The sequence below is a fragment of the Nonomuraea sp. C10 genome (assembly GCF_008017515.1).
Lineage (GTDB): Bacteria > Actinomycetota > Actinomycetes > Streptosporangiales > Streptosporangiaceae > Nonomuraea > Nonomuraea ferruginea.
The window spans coordinates 815087-831260 of record NZ_VPFF01000001.1 but is presented as its reverse complement, the minus strand read 5'-3'; the positions used below and the strand labels follow the sequence as shown (position 1 = coordinate 831260).

Sequence of the window (16174 nt, the reverse complement as noted above, 5' to 3'; positions counted from 1 at the left end):
ACGTCCGGTGCGGTTCCCGTCAAACTGGCGGTAAGGCGACGCAAGTCGGGGCGTCACCACAGGAAGATCTGGCGCTCCGGGGGGGCAGACGGCGATGAGCAATCCGAGACAGGGGATCGCCGGGTTCCGGCTGACCGAGCACACCTGGATCACCGAGCTGGGCAACTGGATCGACGCGATCTCGCCCGACGGCCGCAGGGCCGGGGCGCTGCTGTTCGACTCCAGGATCATCGAGCTGCCCGGGGTGCGCGACCGGGTGGTGTCGGCGGTGCTGACCGACCGCCGGCTCGTCATGGGCGGGCTCGGCGGGCTGATCCCGGTCGCCGACGTGGTGGCGGCCGGCGAGCAGGTGTGGCTGCTCACCGCGCAGGCGGTCACGCCCACCCTGGCGAGCCTGCTGGCGGCCGGCACCGTGGAGCCGGGCGGCGCGGCGGCGGTGCTGGCCGACACCTCTCAGACCCTGCTCGCGCTGCACGCGTCGGGGGTGACGCACGGCTCGGTGCACCCGGGCACCGTCGTGGTCACGGCCGACGGCGCCGCGCTGCTGTCCGAGCGCGGGCTGGCCGACGCCATCCGGGGCGAGATCTCGCCGCCGGACCGCGACGTCTCCGGCTGGGCGGCGCTGGCACGCGGGCTCGCCGGCGCCTGCCAGCGCGGGGCGCCACAGGCCGCGGCGGCGTTCGAGCGGGCCGCGGCCGCGGCCACCGCCCACGGGCTGGCGGCGGCCAGGAGCGGCCTGCTCGCCGAGTCGCACGTGCTGCCCGGCGGCATGATCACCCGTGACCGGCTGGCGCAGGCGGCACGCGGCCAGTCGATGTTCGCGCAGCCCGCCGCGTACGGCATGCCGGCCCCGGCCGGGCAGGAGCGCGACGAGGGCGACATCGTCACCCTGCTGCACGTCCCGCAGGGGCGCGAGAGCGCGGGCCGCACCACGCACGCCGGTCAGGCGACCACCAGTCCCAGCCCCGGCGGCGGGGAGGCGATGCGGTTCGGGCCGGGCGTCGGCGCGGCGGGGCAGGAGTCCACGGCCCAGCGGATCTGGCGCGAGGGCGTCTCCCCCGCGCGGAACGGCAGGGCCAGGGCGGTGCGCGCGCGACGCCGCCGGACGATCGTATCGGCGCTCGTGTTCGCGGCCGTGATGGCCGGGGCGGTCCTGGCCTGGCTGCGGCTCGGCGGTGGCGACGACACACCCGTGGCGGTGGAGAAGGTGACCGTCACCACGTCGGAGAAGACGCTGGGCTGCGACAGCGACGCGTTCGTCTCGGGCCGGATCGACACCAACGGCGGGGCCGGCGAGATCCGCTACGAGTGGCGGATGAACCTGGACAAGGACGTCGAGGAGGGCACCCTGCGTGCCACGGCCGGCACCACCTCCTACGACGTCGACCTGACGTGGCGGCTCCAGGGCGAGCGCACCGCCAAGGCCACGGCCACGTTACGGGTGCTCTCTCCCGGTCCGGCCCGCACCGCGAAGACGACCTTCACCTACAAGTGCTGAATGCGCACCAAAGCGGTTGTTTACTACGCTGACGTGCATGACCTCGCAGACCCCCGCGGGCTGGTACCCCGACCCGTACGGCTCTCCGCAACTGCGGTGGTGGGACGGCAGCCAGTGGACCGACGCCACCCATCCGATGGAGCAGGGCCCGATGGATCGAGGCCCGACGCAGCAGGGCCAGACGGATCAGGGGCCGGCGCACCAGCAGCCCTCAGGACCCCAGCCGGCCTCCGGCCCGCAGCAGCACGGCAGCCGGCCGCCCGACTGGCCGCCGGCGGGGGCCAACCCCACGCTCGCCTACGGCCAGCCTCCGCCCCAGGGCCAGCCCCCTTCCGGCCAGTCAGGTCCGTACGGGCAGACCGGGCCTTCCGGCCAGTCTGGACCGTACGGGCAGTCGGGGTCGTACGGGCAGTCCGGTCCTTATGGGCAGTCGGGTCCGCAGGAGGGCGCGTTCGGGCATCCCGGCGGCCAGCAGGCCCCGTACGGGCAGCCGGGAGGGCAGCAGTACGGCCAGCAGGCCCCGTACGGACAGCAGGGCTCCTACGGGCAGCAGCCGTGGGACGCTCCCGGCTACGGCCCGCCGCCCAAGCAGAGCAACCCGATGCCGTGGATCATCGGCGGGGCGGCGGCACTGCTCGTGGTGGCCCTCCTCGTGGTGGCCGCCGTCGTCTTCGTCAACAGCACCGGTGACCCGGCGGCCGCGCCGACGACGTCCCAGAGCCAGACCGAGGAGCCGGCGGAGACCGAGGACCCGGACCCGGCGCCCTCGACCGATCCCCCGCCCTCGACCGACCCGCCGCAGAGCTCCGCCGAGCTCCCGCAGCCGGTGGACGGCCGCATCACCGACGCCAAGCTGGGGGTCTCGTACGAGGTGCCGGACACCTGGGACGTGCCGCGCGCGTCCGCGATCAACAGCACCCAGCCGGGGGCCCAGCTGTGGAGCAGCGGCGTGCAGAAGATCTCGCAGGAGAAGTTCGACGGCCGGTCCGACTGGATCGGCAACGTCTTCACCGGGGCGCTCAGCGACCGCTACCCCTACCCCGGCGCCGCCGGGATCGGGCTGACGGCCAAGGCGGTGTACGCCGACTTCAACAACAGGTACTACTCGCTCCAGCACACCAGCAAGATCGTCAAGGACCAGGCGATCAAGATCGGTGACCGGGACGCCTGGCTGGTGCAGTTCGAAATGGACTTCACCCAGATCGCCGAGGAGAAGGGCTACCAGTGGAAGAAGGAGAACGGCGCGGTCGTGCTCATGGACCGCGGTGAGGGCGAGCGGCCAGGACTCATCTACGTCTCGGTGCCCGACAACCTCGGCACCGACGTGGTCGACAAGGTGGTGAGCTCGCTCAAGCCCGCGTGACGAGTGGCACTAGGCTGGTGGCATGAGCAGGCGGACGGGTCGCTCCGGGCCGCTGCGGCGAGGAGTACGCATGAGTGATTCCCTGGTCTGGATCGACTGCGAGATGACGGGTCTCGACCTCGGGCGCGACGCGCTCGTCGAGGTGGCGTGCATCGTCACCGACAGCGAGCTCAACCAGCTCGACAGCGGCGTGGATGTGATCATCAAGCCGCCGCCGGAGTCACTGGAGCAGATGTCGGGGGTCGTCCGCGAGATGCACACCGCGTCGGGGCTGCTGCCGGAGCTGGCGACCGGGGTCACGCTGGCCGAGGCCGAGTCGCTGGTGCTCGACTACATCCGGCGCCACGTCCCCGAGCCGAAGAAGGCTCCGCTGTGCGGCAACTCGATCGGCACCGACCGCACGTTCCTGGCCAGGGACATGCCGGCGGTCGACGCCTACCTCCACTACCGCATGGTCGACGTGTCGTCGATCAAGGAGCTGTCGCGGCGGTGGTATCCCCGCGTCTACTTCGCCGCGCCCGAGAAGCAGGGCGGCCATCGGGCTCTGGCCGACATCCTGGAGAGCATCCGGGAGCTGCGTTACTATCGGGCTGCCGTGTTCGTCGGCCAGCCCGGGCCTGACTCGGCGACGGCCCGGACACTCGCGGAGCGTGTCAGCGGTTAACGGGTGGCGTGAAGACTCCCGAACACCGCTACACTCTTCCTGTGCCGTTCTTGCGGACGGCGCGATGGTGGGTGTAGCTCAGTTGGCAGAGCGCCAGGTTGTGGTCCTGGATGTCGAGGGTTCAAGTCCCTTCACTCACCCCAGAGGGCAACGGCCGGTTCTTCGGGACCGGCCGTTGCCGTTTTCTTCCGACAACTCCCCAAAAACATGTCAATGCGAGTTATGCTCGCTGTCTACCGCTAACGCCGGTTGGTTGGGGGGACTCGGCGATCTGACCGTCTGCGCGCCCCGGAGGCCGGATGAGAGTCGACGACGCAGCGTTCGACAGCGCGTTCACGTCCTTGAGCAAGCGTGAGGCCGAGGTCATGGACCTGATCGCGACAGGACAGTCCAACAGCCAGATCGCACAGCGACTGTTTCTCAGCGAGAAAACGGTCAAGAACCACGTCAACCGCATCTATGCCAAGCTCGGCGTGGACTCCCGCGTCCGTGCCATCGGCCTCTGGCGGTCCCGTACCACGGAGTGATCTCGCCTCGGAGCGTGCGCGCCCTCCCCTGAGGCGCGCGCGCTCGGACAGAGGTGGCTACGGAGCCGTCTCCAGGAGGGCGGACAGGGCCGTGAGGCCGTGGTCCACGTCCTGCTCCGGGATGTTGAGCGCCGGGCGCAGGCGGACCGACCTGGGCCCGCACGGCAGGACCAGGACTCCCGCCTCCTCGCGCAGCCGGGTGACCAGGGCGTCCCTGTCGGACGGCGCCGGCAGGTCGAAGGCGCACATGAGCCCGCGCCCCCGGACGCCGGACACGGTCTCCGGGTGCTCGGCCTCCAGCTTGGTCAGCCGCTCCAGGATGGTGGTGCCGAGGGCGGCCGCCCGCGGGATGAGCCCGTCGCGCTCGACGATCTCCAGGATGCCGCGGCTGCGCACCATGTCGACCAGCCCGCCGCCCCAGGTGGAGTTGATCCGCCCGCTGCGTTCGAAGACGTTGCCGGGCACCTCGTCCACGCGCCGCCCCGCCATGATGCCGCCGACCTGGACCTTCTTGGCGAAGGCCACGATGTCCGGCTGCAGCCCGAGCTGCTGGTAGGCCCACGGGGTGCCGGTGGTGCCGCCGCCCGTCTGCACCTCGTCCAGGACGAACAGGGCGTCGTGCGCGTGGCACAGGTCCTGCATGGCCCGCAGGAACTCCGGCCGCATGTGGTTGTCGCCGCCCTCGCCCTGGATGGGCTCGGCGATGAAGCAGGCGATGTCGTGCGGATGCCGCTCGAAGGCGGCGCGGGCCTGGGCCAGCGCGCGCTCCTCGGCCGCCTCGACGTCGCCGGCGTGGATGGCGGGCACCTCGACGCGCGGCCAGTCGAAGGTGGGGAACCGGTCGGTCTTGACCGGATCGGTGTTGGTCAGGCTCAGCGTGTAGCCGCTGCGGCCGTGGAAGGCCTGGGTGAGGTGGAGGACCCGGGTGCCGAGCTCGCGCGGGCGACCGGCGGCCTCGTTGCGGCGGCTCTTCCAGTCGAAGGCGACCTTGAGCGCGTTCTCCACGGCCAGCGCGCCGCCCTCGACGAAGAACAGGTGGGGCAGGGCGGGGTCGCCGAGCACCCGGGTGAAGGTGTCGACGAAGTCGGCGAGGTGCTCGGTGTACATGTCGGGGTTGGCCGGCTTGTTGCGGGCGACCTGGCCGAGCAGGCGGGCGAAGTCGGGGTCGAAGGGCGGGTTCACGCCGAGCGGCGCGGAGGCGAAGAACGTGTAGAAGTCGAGGTAGCGCCGGCCGTCGCGGGCGTCGACGAGCCACGAGCCCTGGCTGAGTTCGAGGTCGAGTACGAGCCTGTATCCGTCGACGAGCAGGTGGCGGGCAAGGCGGGCGTGAACGTCCATGTCTCCTCCGCATTCGGCCGGACATGCCATATATTCCCCACCGTAACCCGGATTCATCCATAAAATTTACGGATCATCGCCCTGTCAGACGATTTTCTTCAACCGGAAAGACAGCGCGATCAGCGTGATCCCGTACAGCAGCGCGAAGATCCCGACCAGCCAGACGAGGCTGAGCAGCCCGGCGGCCGGCCAGAGCAGGAGCAGCACGCCGAAAATGACCGACAGCACGCCGCCCAGGATGAGCATCCACTCGTTGGAGATGACCTTGCGCAGCTGGATCCCGTCCGCGATCTCCGCGATGCCGGTGAAGATCGCCCAGAGGGCGATGAGGTACAGCAGCACGAGCGAGGTGATGCCCGGCCAGATGAAGGCGGCGAGGCCGGCCAGGATGCCGATGACGCCGAGGGCCACGGCCCAGGCCCGCGACCGCACCTCGTGGCGGTACGCGGAGTAGATCGCGACGATGCCGTCGACGATCGCGTAGGCGCCGAAGAAGATCACGAGCACCAGCAGGGTGATGCCCGGCCAGATCAGTGCCAGGATGCCGAAGATCACGGCCGCGATGCCCCGGACGAGCGGCATCCACCAGGTACGTGCGAGTTGCTGCTCCATTCTTCCCTGATGTCCGCGCGAGCCGTCGGGGCATCCCTCGGCATGGTCAAGAATGGGCGATCATTGGGAGTAGACCACGATCGACACCGCGACGTACTGCACCAGGTAGGCGGCCAGGGTGAAGGCGTGGAACACCTCGTGGTAGCCGAACCAGCGGGGCGAGGGATCCGGCCGGCGCAGCCCGTACACGACGGCGCCGGCGCTGTAGAAGACGCCGCCGACGGCGACCAGCACCACGGCGGCCACCCCGGCGCCCCGCAGGAGCTGCGGCATCACGAAGATCGCGGTCCAGCCGAGCGCGAGATACAGGACGGTGTAGAGCCAGCGCGGCGCGCCCATCCACAGCACCCTGAACAGCACGCCCGTGAGCGCCCCGCCCCAGGTGACGGCGAGCACGGCGATCCGCGCGGCGCCGTCGAGCGCGAGCAGCGCGAACGGCGTGTACGTGCCCGCGATGATCAGGTAGATGTTGGCGTGGTCGAACCGGCGCAGCCACTCGGCGAGCCTGGGGCCGAGCGTGCCGCGGTGATAGGTGGCCGAGATGCCGAAGAGCAGCCCTGAAGTGATCGCGTAGACGGCCGAGGCGAGGCGGGCCTGGAGGGTCGGGCCGAGCGCCACGAGCACGATGCCCGCGATCATGGTCACGGGCAACGCTCCCGCGTGCAACCACCCCCGCAGAATGGGCTTAACGGAGATCGTCGTCATATAACCTACGGTACCGTAGGTTAGAGTCCATTCAAGAAGCGGGCGGCGATCGGCACCGCCGCCGACCGGCCCGAGCCGCCGTGCCTGACGAAGACGGAGAAGGCCAGGTCGCCGCGGTAACCGATGAACCACGCGTGCGGGGCGCCGTCCACGACCTCGGCGGTGCCGGTCTTGCCCGAAAGGTCACCGGGCAGCCCCGCGCCGCCGGCCGTGCCGTGGTCCACGACCGCGCGCATCATCGCCCGCAGCCCCGCCACCACCCCCTGGTCCAGCTCCACGGGGTCGGGCGCGGGGCCGTCGATGCGGGTGGCCTCCTTCTCCGGCACCAGCCTGGGCGCCCGCCAGGTGCCGCTCTGCACCGCGGCGGCGACCGTCGCCATGCAGAGCGGGCTGGCCGTGACCGAGCCCTGCCCGATGGCGTCGGCGGCGCGCTGGTCGGGCCCGTCCGCCTCCTGGATCGAGCCGCAGAAGCCGCCCGCGCCGGTCGGCAGCGCCCGCCCGAAGCCCCACCTGGAGGCCGTCCCCGGCAGGTCGGCCACGTCCAGCCGGGCGAGCGACTGCTCGACGAACGTGGTGTTGCAGGAGTACGCGAACGCGTCGGTGAAGGAGACGGCGCCGCGCGCCACCTCGCCGTCGTTGCGGAGGGTGCGATGACCGGGGATCGTGTACGTGCCGGGACACGCCACCTGGTCACCCGGGCCGAGCCCCGACTCCAGCAGCGCCGCGGCCGTGATGACCTTGAAGGTGGAGCCGGGCGGGAACACGTCCTTCAACGCGCTGAAGCCGCTCTTCAGCCGGTCGGCCACCGCGAGGATGTCGCCGCTGCTGGGCTGGATCGCCACGATGGCCGCGTCGGAGCTCGCGTCGAGCGCCCGCGCGGCCGCCGCCTGCACCGAGCGCGACAGCGTGGTCCGCTGGCGCCGGGTCTCCGGCCGCGCGCTCAGCAGCTCCCGGTCCGGCTTCCCCGGCGCCTTGGCCACCAGCACCCAGCCCACCGGCTCGCCCTCCTCCCGGTCGTCGCGCAGCGGCCGCAGGTGGGCGTCGGCGTAGCTGTTGTGCGGGATCTTGTCGCCCTCCCTGGTGACCTGCTCGGCCGGGGAGCCGAACAGCTCGACGAGCTCGATCGTGCCGCCGTCCTTGAGCAGCGGGTGCAGGGTCTCGGGCTGCCAGAGGACCTTCCACTGCCGGTCGCGCACCGCCAGCCTGAGCGTGCCGTCGAACGGCCACTCGCCCAGCTCCTCCAGCTCCCTGACCCCGGTGAACGTCACCTCGGCCGTCTCCTCGCCGGTGCGCTCGACGTCCCCGGGCTCCAGCCGCAGCCGCTCCACGCCGAGGGCGCCGCCCATCGCCTCGTGCCACTGCCTGAAGTCGCCGGGAGGCCGGTCCACCAGCCGCGACATGGCGACCACGTCGCCGTCCCGCCAGGCCTGGAAGTACGCGGCCGAGGTGTCGGCGGCGCTGCCCTCGACGCCGCCGGCGGCCGAGACCGCGAAAGCCACCGCGGCGATAACGGCCACAACTGCGCCTACGACCACAATCAGCCTGCGCTGTCGCATACGGTTCTCCCAGGAGGAGATGAACGTGGCACGTGGACAGAGGGAACCGATGCCCGGCCAGTACCCGGTGACCTTCGGCGAGGTGGAGCTGCTCCGGGACCTGGACAGGCAGGACGGCTGGGTGCTGTCCAAGGATGGCGTACCTCAGTCCTATGTGGACCTACAAGACCCGACATTTCTGGAATTCGAATACGTCCGCCTCATGGCCGACGTCATCGACCTGCTCGACGAGGGCCCGCTGAGCTGCGTGCACGTGGGCGGCGGCGCCTGCACGATCCCCCGCTACGTCGCCGCCACCCGGCCGGGCTCCCGGCACATCGTGATCGAGCCCGACGGCCTCCTGGTCAACCTGGTACGCGAGCAGCTCGACCTGCGCTCGGTGCCCAAGCTCAAAATGATCATCGCGGGCGGCCGGGAGGGCACCGCCAAGGTCTGGGACTCCTCGGCCGACCTCGTGGTGCTGGACGCGTTCACCGGCGCCACCATGCCGGTGGAGCTGGCCACGGTGGAGTATCTCGGCGACGTCGCCCGCGTCCTGCGCCCCTCCGGCACGCTGCTGATCAACCTGGCCGACGGCAAGGGCCTGGCCTTCGCCAGGCGCCTGCTCGCCACCGTCACCGGCGCCTTCCGCCACGTCGCCCTGCTGGCCGAGCCCGGGGTGATGCGCGGGCGCCGGTTCGGCAACCTGATCGTCGCCGCCTCGCGCGCCGAGCTGCCGCTCGACCCGCTCACCCGCCGCGCCGCCGGCGGCCTCACCCAGGCCAGGTGCGTGTACGGGGAAGCGCTGGAGAACTTCGTCGCCGGAGCCGCCCCGATCAAGGACGGCGACGCGGTGCTCGCACCGGTGCCACCGCCGGCGGTGTTCGGCTAGGGCCTCAGGTAGGCGAGCACGGCCGCCACCCTGCGGTGCACGTCGGCGCTGGCCTCCAGGCCGAGCTTGGTGAAGATGGAGTTGACGTTCTTCTCCACCGACGACACCGACAGGTGCAGGGCCCTGGCGATGGCGCCGTTGGAGCGGCCGTGGGCCATCTCGCGGAGCACGTCGCGCTCGCGCGGGGTCAGCGACTCCGGCTCGCCGCGCAGGTCGTGTCTCGCCATCAGGCCCTCGACGACCTTCGGGTCGATGACCGAGCCGCCGGAGGCCACCGCCCTGATCGCGCCGAGCAGCTCGTCCAGGTCGCCGACCCGGTCCTTCAGCAGGTAGGCGAAGCCCTCGGTGCCGTGCTTGAACAGCTCCAGCGCGGACAGCGCGTCGGAGTACTGCGACAGCACCACGATGCCGACCCCCGGGTGCGCCGCCCGCACCGCGTGCGCGGCGTCGATGCCCTCGAAGCCCTGCCGCCAGTCGCCGCCGGGCATCCTGATGTCGGTGACCACCACGTCGGGCCGCAGCCGGCGCACCGCGTCGAGCAGCTCGTCGGCGTCGCCGACCGCGCTGACGACGGTGACCCCGCCGGACGTCTCCAGCAGCTGCCGGGTGCCCTCGCGCACCAGGTAGTGGTCGTCGGCCAGGACCGTCCTGATCGCGTCACCCATCGACCGGCACCCACGCGTCCACCCGTGTCCCCTCTCCGCGCGCGCTCTCGACCCGCAGCCCGCCGCCCAGCGCGTCGAGCCGGTCGGCCAGCGTGGCGAGCACGCCGGGCCGCGCCTCGAACCCCGTGCCGTCGTCGGTCACCGTGGCGCCGAGCCGCCCCTCCTCCCGGGACAGCCGCACCTCTATCCTGGCCGCCCCCGCGTGCTTGAGCGCGTTGGCGACGGCCTCGCTCACCGTGAAGTACATCGCGCCCTCGACCTCGTCGGGGAACCGCTCGGCCCGCAGCTCCCGGCCGGCGAGCACCTGGACGGGCACCGGCAGCCGGGCGCAGCGCTCCTCGACGGCCTCCACCAGGCCGCCCTGGCTGAGCGCCGACGGGTGGATGCCCGCCGCGAGCTCGCGCAGGTCGGCGAGGGTCTGGCGGGCCTGCTCGCGGAGGTTCCCGAGCGTCCCGGTGCCGCCGCCGGTGGCGCGGGCCAGCTCGATGCCGGCGATGAGGGCGACGAGCTGCTGCTGCACGCCGTCGTGGATGTTGCGCTCGATGCGCCGCCGCTCGGCCTCCTGCGCGTTGACCAGGCGGGTGGCCAGCCCGGCGCTCTGGATGGCCAGCCCGGCGGGTACGGCCAGCGCCTCCAGGAAACGCCGGTCCTCGCCGGACAGGCGGCCGTGGGCACGCGGGCCGCACTCGATCCGCCCCTGCCCGCCGAGCACGGGCAGGGTGATCGCGGCGGGACCGTCCTCCGGCCCGGAGACCACCCGGCGGCCGTCGGCGAGCGTGACGGCGGCCCAGCGGGTCTCCAGGCCGGTGCGCACGGCCATGGCCAGTCTGCCGAGCTGCTCGACGGGCTCCCGGCTGTCCTCCAGCTCCGGGCCGAGGCTGGACAGCACCTCCTGCACGGTCGGCCGCACGTCGAACACCAGCAGCAGCCGCGAGCCGCGCAGGCCGACGCGGAGGTCGAGCAGGCGGTGGCGGACGACCGCGACCACGATCGCGCCGGGCAGCGCCCCCAGCATGGCCAGCGCCCCGGCCACGCCGACGACCGGCAGGGCGACCCCTCCGAAGAGGAAGAAGTACGCCAGCAGCACTCCCACCTGGGTGGCCGTGGTCCCCGCGACCATCCAGCCGTACTGCGAGCGTTCCGGCGGACGGCTGCGGCGCCAGCGCAGCACCAGCCCGCCGAGGACCACCCAGCCGGCGACCCAGACGGTGAGCTGGCCGACGGTGGCGGCGAGAACGCCGGTCAGTTGCACGGGATCGGTCACGTCCGGAGACCCGCCGAGGAAGAGGGGCGCCATCAGCACCCCCGCGGCGTGCACGGCGGCGGCGACGCCCGCGCCCCAGGCGACGGGCCGCCACCGGCGCGAGGGCAGCCTGCCCTCCGGGAACAGCAGCGGGACGTACACCCAGGTCAGCGCGTAGAAGACGACCATCGCGACCATCGAAGGGGCCGCGAGCCCGGGCACGCGGCCGACCAGGCCGACGCCGAAGATGCCGGCGCCGAAGCACACCGCGGCGGCCAGCAGCAGCCGGCCGTACGGCACGTCCGGCCGGCGGGCGGCCAGCAGCCAGCCCAGCACCGGCAGGACCAGCCCGACGGCGACGAACGCCACGTGCCAGACCGTGAAGCCCTCCAGGAGCGACCCGCCCACCAGACCCGCGGCCGCGATCAGGGCCATCAGCCCGGCCGCCAGATTCGTACGCATCGCCCCTCATCGTCACAAAGGCAGCTGACCTGCGTCCATGAGGTTGACCGCACAGTCGGTGCGGCCATCCCCACCCCGCGGGACGGTGGCCTGCCCGGTGGGCGCGGCGGCGCCGCCCGGCTTGGCTGGGGGCACGTCCACGCGAGGAGGATCTTTCATGAGAAGGCGCGTATCACTCCTGGCGGCCGCCTGCGCCGTCAGCCTGACGGCGTGCGCCGCGCCGGTCGCCACCGCCGCGGCGGTCCCACCGGTCGCCACTGCCGCGACGGCGACCGCGACGCCTGCGGCCACGTCTACGGCGACGCCCGTCGAGATCCCGGACACGCCTCTGGGGGACGCGCTGCGCTGGGTGCTGGACGCCTCCACCAGGGCGCCGGTCGGGGAGAGCGAGCTGAGGACGCGCATCGCCCCCGAGTTCCTCGCGGCGGTCCCGGCCGAGCAGTTCGACGCGGTGCTGACCGCGTACCCGGACCTGAGCCTGCGGGCGGTGAGTGTGGCGCACGCCGCCGCGCTCGTGGCGGGCGTGGAGTCGGGCGGCAAGCGGTTCCTGCTGGAGTTGTCGGTCGACGGCGCGGGGTTGATCAACGGGATGCGGCTCACCGAGGCGCCAGCCCCGCAGCCCGCGCCGAAGAGCTGGAAGGAGCTGGAGCGGCGGCTGCGCGCCGTCGCGCCGCGGGCCGGGTTCGTCGCGGCGCGGGTCGACGGCCGCGCCTGCCGCACCGTGCGCGGCGTCGCGGCGGACGTGCGCCGCCCGCTCGGCTCGATGTTCAAGCTGTACGTGCTCGGCACGGTCGCCGGGCAGATCGAGAAGGGCGCCTACGGCTGGGACACCGAGCTGACGATCACGGCGGACGTGAAGAGCCTGCCGACCGGGCAGCTCCAGGACCGCCCCGACGGGAGCCGGGTGACCGTGCTGGAGGCCGCCAGGCTGATGATCTCCATCAGCGACAACACCGCCACCGACCTGCTCATCCGCAAGGCGGGACGCGAGGCCGTGGAGCGCACCATGCGTTCCTGGACGAAGGGCCACGACCGGCGCAACACGCCGCTGCTGACCACGAGGGAGCTGTTCGTGCTCAAGGGCGCCCGCTACCCGGAGCTGGCCGAGCGCTACCTGTCGATGAACACCCGGGACAGGCGCGACTATCTGGCGAAGGTCGTGGCGAAGGTGCCGCTCTCGGACATCCGTCCGTGGACCCACCCGCGCGAGCTCGACACGATCGAGTGGTTCGCGTCACCGGAGGACGTCTGCCGCGCCCACGCCGCGCTCTCCGGGCTGGGCGACGAGCGGGTGGACGAGATCATGTCGGCGAACGACGCGGGGCTCGGGCTGCCGCCGGACCGGTGGCGGTCGGTGTGGTTCAAGGGCGGCTCCGAGCCCGGGGTGTATGACATGGGCTTCCGCGCCCGTACCACCGACGGCAGGACGTACGCCGTGACCCTGATGGGCGTCAATCCGGACGCGCCGTTCGACGACGGGAAGACCGGCCAGGAGTTCCTGGCGCTGGCGCGGGGCGCGTTCGCGCTGGCGGCGCGGGGCGCGTTCGCGCTGGCGGCGCGGGGCTAGCTGATCGTCAGGCAGGCGATCCGGTCACCGGCGTTGCCCGCGTCGGGGCCGGTCGCCGTGGTCTCCTTGGAGTGCAGCACCAGGGAGCGGGGCGGCGTGGCCGGGTCGAAGCCCCACGGGTGGCGGGCGGTGGCCCGGCCGGCGCCGGTGGCGTCGGTCTTGAGGTCGAGCCAGATCTCGTTGTCGGCGCTGGCCGGGCCGGGCCGGTGCTGGTAGTGCGGGCCCGCGTCGGCGCCGGTCTTCCCGCACGGCTTCGTGTGCAGGTGGGCGCCGTAGCCACGACTCGGCCGGAAGCCCTCGACCACCAGAGAGGTGATCGTCTGGCCGCCGGACGACTCGGCGGTGACGCTGGCCTGGGCGCCTTCGGGCGCCAGCTTCCGGTCATAGGCGACCGCGGAGGCGCCGGCGACGGTGAACTCGCCGCTGCCGTTGAGCGTGGTGGCCGGCTGGCCTTCCGTGTGGGCGAGCTGCGGCGGGCTGGCGCCGCAACCGGCCACGAGCAGGGCGAGCAGGATGACGGGCAGGCGTGTGGGCATGCCCCACTCATATCAGTAACCGAGTGACTACGCATCGTGTTTGAAGATTCGTGTCCTTGTCCCCCTTGCCTAGAACCGAATTCTAGAAGCAGAGTGGGACCATGATGGAGGAGTACGCGGACCGCGTGTGGCGTGGGGAGACCGGCGACGGCATCGCGGATCCCGGGTTGTCCGGCAGGGGTGTGATGACCGTCGCCGACGGCCTGGGGTGGTGGCCCGGATTCGGCAACGTGATCGCGTTCGAGACGGAGGGGCACCTGGCGCTCTGGGACACCAGCAGCCCGTTCTCGGCGGGCAAGCTGTACGAGGACGTGCGGGGATGGACCCGGGCGCCGCTGACGGCCGCGTTCTACTCGCACGGCCACATCGACCACGTCTTCGGCACCGGGCCGTTCGAGGAGTCCGGGCCCCGGGCGACGGTGTACGCGCACGAGGCCGTCGTGCCGAGGTTCCAGCGCTACCTGCTGACCAGCGGCTACAACGCGGTGATCAACCAGCGGCAGTTCCAGCTCCCCGGCCTCCAGTGGCCCTCGGAGTACCGCCACCCCGACGTCACCTACCGGGACGCGCTCACCGTCAGGCTCGGCGGGCTGACCTTCGACCTGTTCCACGCCAAGGGCGAGACCGACGACGCCACGGTCGCGTACGTGCCCGAGCACCGGCTGCTGCTGCCCGGCGACCTGTTCATCTGGGTCACCCCCAACTGCGGCAACCCGCAGAAGGCGCAGCGCTACCCGCGCGAGTGGGTGCACGCCCTGCGCCGGATGGCCGCGCTCGACGCCGAGATCATGCTGCCCAGCCACGGCGCCCCGATCTTCGGCCGCGACCGCATCCGGCAGGCGCTGCTGGAGACGGCCGAGTGGCTGGAGTCGCTGGTCACCCAGACGCTCGGCCTGCTCAACGCGGGCGCCCGGCTGGACGAGATCGTGCACGCCGTCCGGCCGCCCGGCCACCTGGCCGACCGGCCGTACCTGCGGGCCCGTTACGACGAGCCGGAGTTCGTGGTGCGCAACCTCTGGCGGCTCTACGGCGGCTGGTACGACGGCAACCCGGCCAACCTCAAGCCCGCTCCCGACGCGGTGCTCGCCCGGGCCGTGGCGGACCTGGCGGGCGGCGCCGGGAAGCTCGCGGACGCCGCCGTGAAGGCGCTCGCGGACGGCGACGAGCGGCTCGCCGGCCACTTCGCCGAGATGGCCGCGCTCGCCGCTCCTGACGACCCGGGCGTCCACCGGGTCCGCGCCGACGTCTTCGCCGCCCGCGCCGCCCGCGAGGCGTCCCTCATGGCCAAGGGCGTCTTCACCTGGGCCGCCTCCGAGTCGGCGGAGCGGGCCGGCTCCTGACCGGTCAGCCGAAGTGCGACCGGGTCTCGGCGAAGGCCCGGTCGGTGCCCTCCAGCGCGAGGGCCACGTCCTGTTCCGTGTGGGCCGCCGACATGAACCAGTTGTGCCAGGGGTGCAGGTAGACGCCGTGCCGCAGGCAGGCGTCGCTCCAGTGCAGGGCGACCGACAGGTCCGCGTCGCCGTCGAAGCTGAGCCACGGGATCGTCACCGGGCCGGTCTGGTTCACCACGAAGCCGTGCGCCTTGGCCTGCGCGTACAGGCCCTCCCTGAGCTGGGTGCCGGCGCGCTCCATCGCCGCGATGCCGTCGGTGTCGCGCAGGGTCTCGATGGTCGCCTTGGCCGCCGCCATGGCGACCGCGGAGAACCAGAACGACCCGGTCGTGTAGAGCGTCTGGGCCGCGCCCCGCAGCGCGTCGACGCCGGTGAGGGCGGCGATCGGGTAGCCGTTGGCCATGGCCTTGGACCAGGCCGTCAGATCCGGCCGCACTCCGTACCGCTCCCACGACCCGCGCAGGTCGATCCGGAACCCGGCGCGCACGTCGTCGATCACCAGCGCCGCGCCGAGCCGGTCGGCCAGCGCCCGCGCGCCCCGCGCGAAGGCGGGCTCGACCAGGGCCTGGTCCTCGAACGAGTCGTGCTTGAACGGCGTCACGATGATCGCCGCCACGTCGTCGCCCGCGCTCGCGGCGGCGGCCTCCAGCGACTCCAGGGAGTTGTAGTCGAACTCGACCAGGTCGGCCCGCTCGTTCGGGGTGGTGCCGGCGGTGGAGGGCGTGCACCACGGGTCGGCCCCGTGGTAGGCGCCGTGCGCGCGGAGCACCTTGGTGCGGCCGGTGGCGGCGCGGGCGACCATGAGCGCCTGGGTGGTGGCGTCGGTGCCGTTCTTGGAGAACATCGCCCAGTCGGCGCTCGGGATCGTGTCCACCAGCAGCTCGGCCAATTCCACCATGATCGGGCCGGGGCCGTTGAGGCAGTCGCCGAGAGCGGCCTGCCGGGCGGCGGCCTCCTCCACCCGGGGGTGGCGGTGGCCCAGCACGACCGGCCCCCAGCTGCACATGAAGTCGATGTACGCGCGACCGTCCGCGTCCCACTGCCGGCAGCCTTCGGCCCGCTCGAAGAACTGCGGGTAGCCGGGGGCGAAGATGGCCGCGTTGAGGTGCCCGTACATGCCGCCGGGGACGACCTTGGCGGCCCGCGCGCGGAGTTCGGCGTCTGTCATCGGAGACT

At 72.4% G+C, this 16174-nt stretch carries 16 protein-coding genes and 1 tRNA gene; 8 read left to right on the top strand and 9 right to left on the bottom strand.

Going from position 1 to position 16174, the window contains the following annotated elements:
• The first annotated feature begins 94 nt into the window (after positions 1-94).
• From FR742_RS45575 to FR742_RS03870, 5 genes are all read left to right on the top strand, one after another.
• Positions 95-1498 carry a hypothetical protein gene (locus FR742_RS45575; protein WP_148029636.1) on the top strand — a complete coding sequence of 468 codons (1404 nt, stop codon included), beginning with the start codon at positions 95-97 and terminating at the stop codon, positions 1496-1498.
• Between the two features lie 37 nt (positions 1499-1535).
• Complete coding sequence (locus FR742_RS03885) at positions 1536-2861, top strand: DUF2510 domain-containing protein (RefSeq protein ID WP_148029635.1); 1326 nt, start codon at positions 1536-1538, stop codon at positions 2859-2861.
• A gap of 70 nt (positions 2862-2931) precedes the next feature.
• Positions 2932-3525, top strand: a complete 594-nt coding sequence (orn, locus tag FR742_RS03880) for an oligoribonuclease (protein WP_148029634.1) — start codon at positions 2932-2934, stop codon at positions 3523-3525.
• A gap of 67 nt (positions 3526-3592) precedes the next feature.
• Positions 3593-3668: transfer RNA gene (locus tag FR742_RS03875), tRNA-His, on the top strand.
• A 156-nt stretch (positions 3669-3824) separates the two neighbouring features.
• Positions 3825-4052 carry a LuxR C-terminal-related transcriptional regulator gene (locus FR742_RS03870; protein WP_148029633.1) on the top strand — a complete coding sequence of 76 codons (228 nt, stop codon included), beginning with the start codon at positions 3825-3827 and terminating at the stop codon, positions 4050-4052.
• Between the two features lie 57 nt (positions 4053-4109).
• Here the strand turns inward: FR742_RS03870 and lat are convergent, their stop codons facing one another.
• The 4 genes from lat to FR742_RS03850 all read right to left on the bottom strand — a co-directional run bounded on the left by lat (position 4110) and on the right by FR742_RS03850 (position 8206).
• Positions 4110-5390, bottom strand: a complete 1281-nt coding sequence (lat, locus tag FR742_RS03865) for an L-lysine 6-transaminase (protein ID WP_148029632.1) — start codon at positions 5388-5390, stop codon at positions 4110-4112.
• An 84-nt stretch (positions 5391-5474) separates the two neighbouring features.
• Positions 5475-6002, bottom strand: coding sequence for an HdeD family acid-resistance protein (locus FR742_RS03860; protein WP_148029631.1), 528 nt, complete (start codon positions 6000-6002; stop codon positions 5475-5477).
• A gap of 60 nt (positions 6003-6062) precedes the next feature.
• Complete coding sequence (locus FR742_RS03855; RefSeq protein ID WP_148029630.1) at positions 6063-6707, bottom strand: hemolysin III family protein; 645 nt, start codon at positions 6705-6707, stop codon at positions 6063-6065.
• A 20-nt stretch (positions 6708-6727) separates the two neighbouring features.
• On the bottom strand, positions 6728-8206 hold the full coding sequence (locus FR742_RS03850; protein ID WP_187280977.1) for a penicillin-binding transpeptidase domain-containing protein: 1479 nt from the start codon (positions 8204-8206) through the stop codon (positions 6728-6730).
• A 76-nt stretch (positions 8207-8282) separates the two neighbouring features.
• Between FR742_RS03850 and FR742_RS03845 the strand changes: the two genes are divergently transcribed.
• A complete protein-coding gene (locus FR742_RS03845; protein WP_396989216.1) occupies positions 8283-9134 on the top strand; it encodes a spermidine synthase in 852 nt (283 codons plus the stop codon).
• On the opposite strand, the gene FR742_RS03840 is transcribed toward FR742_RS03845, so the two are convergent.
• The 3 genes from FR742_RS03840 to FR742_RS45570 are packed head-to-tail and all read right to left on the bottom strand — an operon-like array spanning position 9131 to position 11645.
• Positions 9131-9799, bottom strand: coding sequence for a response regulator transcription factor (locus tag FR742_RS03840; RefSeq protein ID WP_148029628.1), 669 nt, complete (start codon positions 9797-9799; stop codon positions 9131-9133). The two genes, FR742_RS03845 and FR742_RS03840, sit on opposite strands and share 4 nt — an antisense overlap.
• On the bottom strand, positions 9792-11504 hold the full coding sequence (locus FR742_RS03835) for a sensor histidine kinase (protein ID WP_148029627.1): 1713 nt from the start codon (positions 11502-11504) through the stop codon (positions 9792-9794). Before FR742_RS03835 ends, FR742_RS03840 begins: the two co-directional genes overlap by 8 nt.
• A gap of 12 nt (positions 11505-11516) precedes the next feature.
• On the bottom strand, positions 11517-11645 hold the full coding sequence (locus FR742_RS45570) for a hypothetical protein (RefSeq protein ID WP_261808346.1): 129 nt from the start codon (positions 11643-11645) through the stop codon (positions 11517-11519).
• Positions 11646-11661: 16 nt separating this feature from the next.
• On the opposite strand from FR742_RS45570, the gene FR742_RS03825 reads away from it, so the two are divergent.
• Positions 11662-13071: a serine hydrolase gene (locus FR742_RS03825; RefSeq protein WP_187280976.1), complete on the top strand. Its 1410-nt coding sequence runs from the start codon at positions 11662-11664 to the stop codon at positions 13069-13071.
• On the opposite strand, the gene FR742_RS03820 is transcribed toward FR742_RS03825, so the two are convergent.
• Positions 13068-13607 (bottom strand): superoxide dismutase family protein, encoded by a 540-nt coding sequence (locus FR742_RS03820; protein WP_148029625.1) that lies wholly within the window; start codon positions 13605-13607, stop codon positions 13068-13070. The genes FR742_RS03825 and FR742_RS03820 overlap by 4 nt on opposite strands.
• A gap of 101 nt (positions 13608-13708) precedes the next feature.
• Here FR742_RS03820 and FR742_RS03815 point away from each other — a divergent pair, with 101 nt between their 5' ends.
• Entirely contained in the window at positions 13709-14947 is a 1239-nt protein-coding gene (locus tag FR742_RS03815; protein ID WP_148029624.1) for an alkyl sulfatase dimerization domain-containing protein, read from the top strand.
• Between the two features lie 4 nt (positions 14948-14951).
• Here the strand turns inward: FR742_RS03815 and FR742_RS03810 are convergent, their stop codons facing one another.
• Positions 14952-16166 (bottom strand): aminotransferase class III-fold pyridoxal phosphate-dependent enzyme, encoded by a 1215-nt coding sequence (locus FR742_RS03810; protein ID WP_148029623.1) that lies wholly within the window; start codon positions 16164-16166, stop codon positions 14952-14954.
• Positions 16167-16174 lie beyond the last annotated feature (8 nt).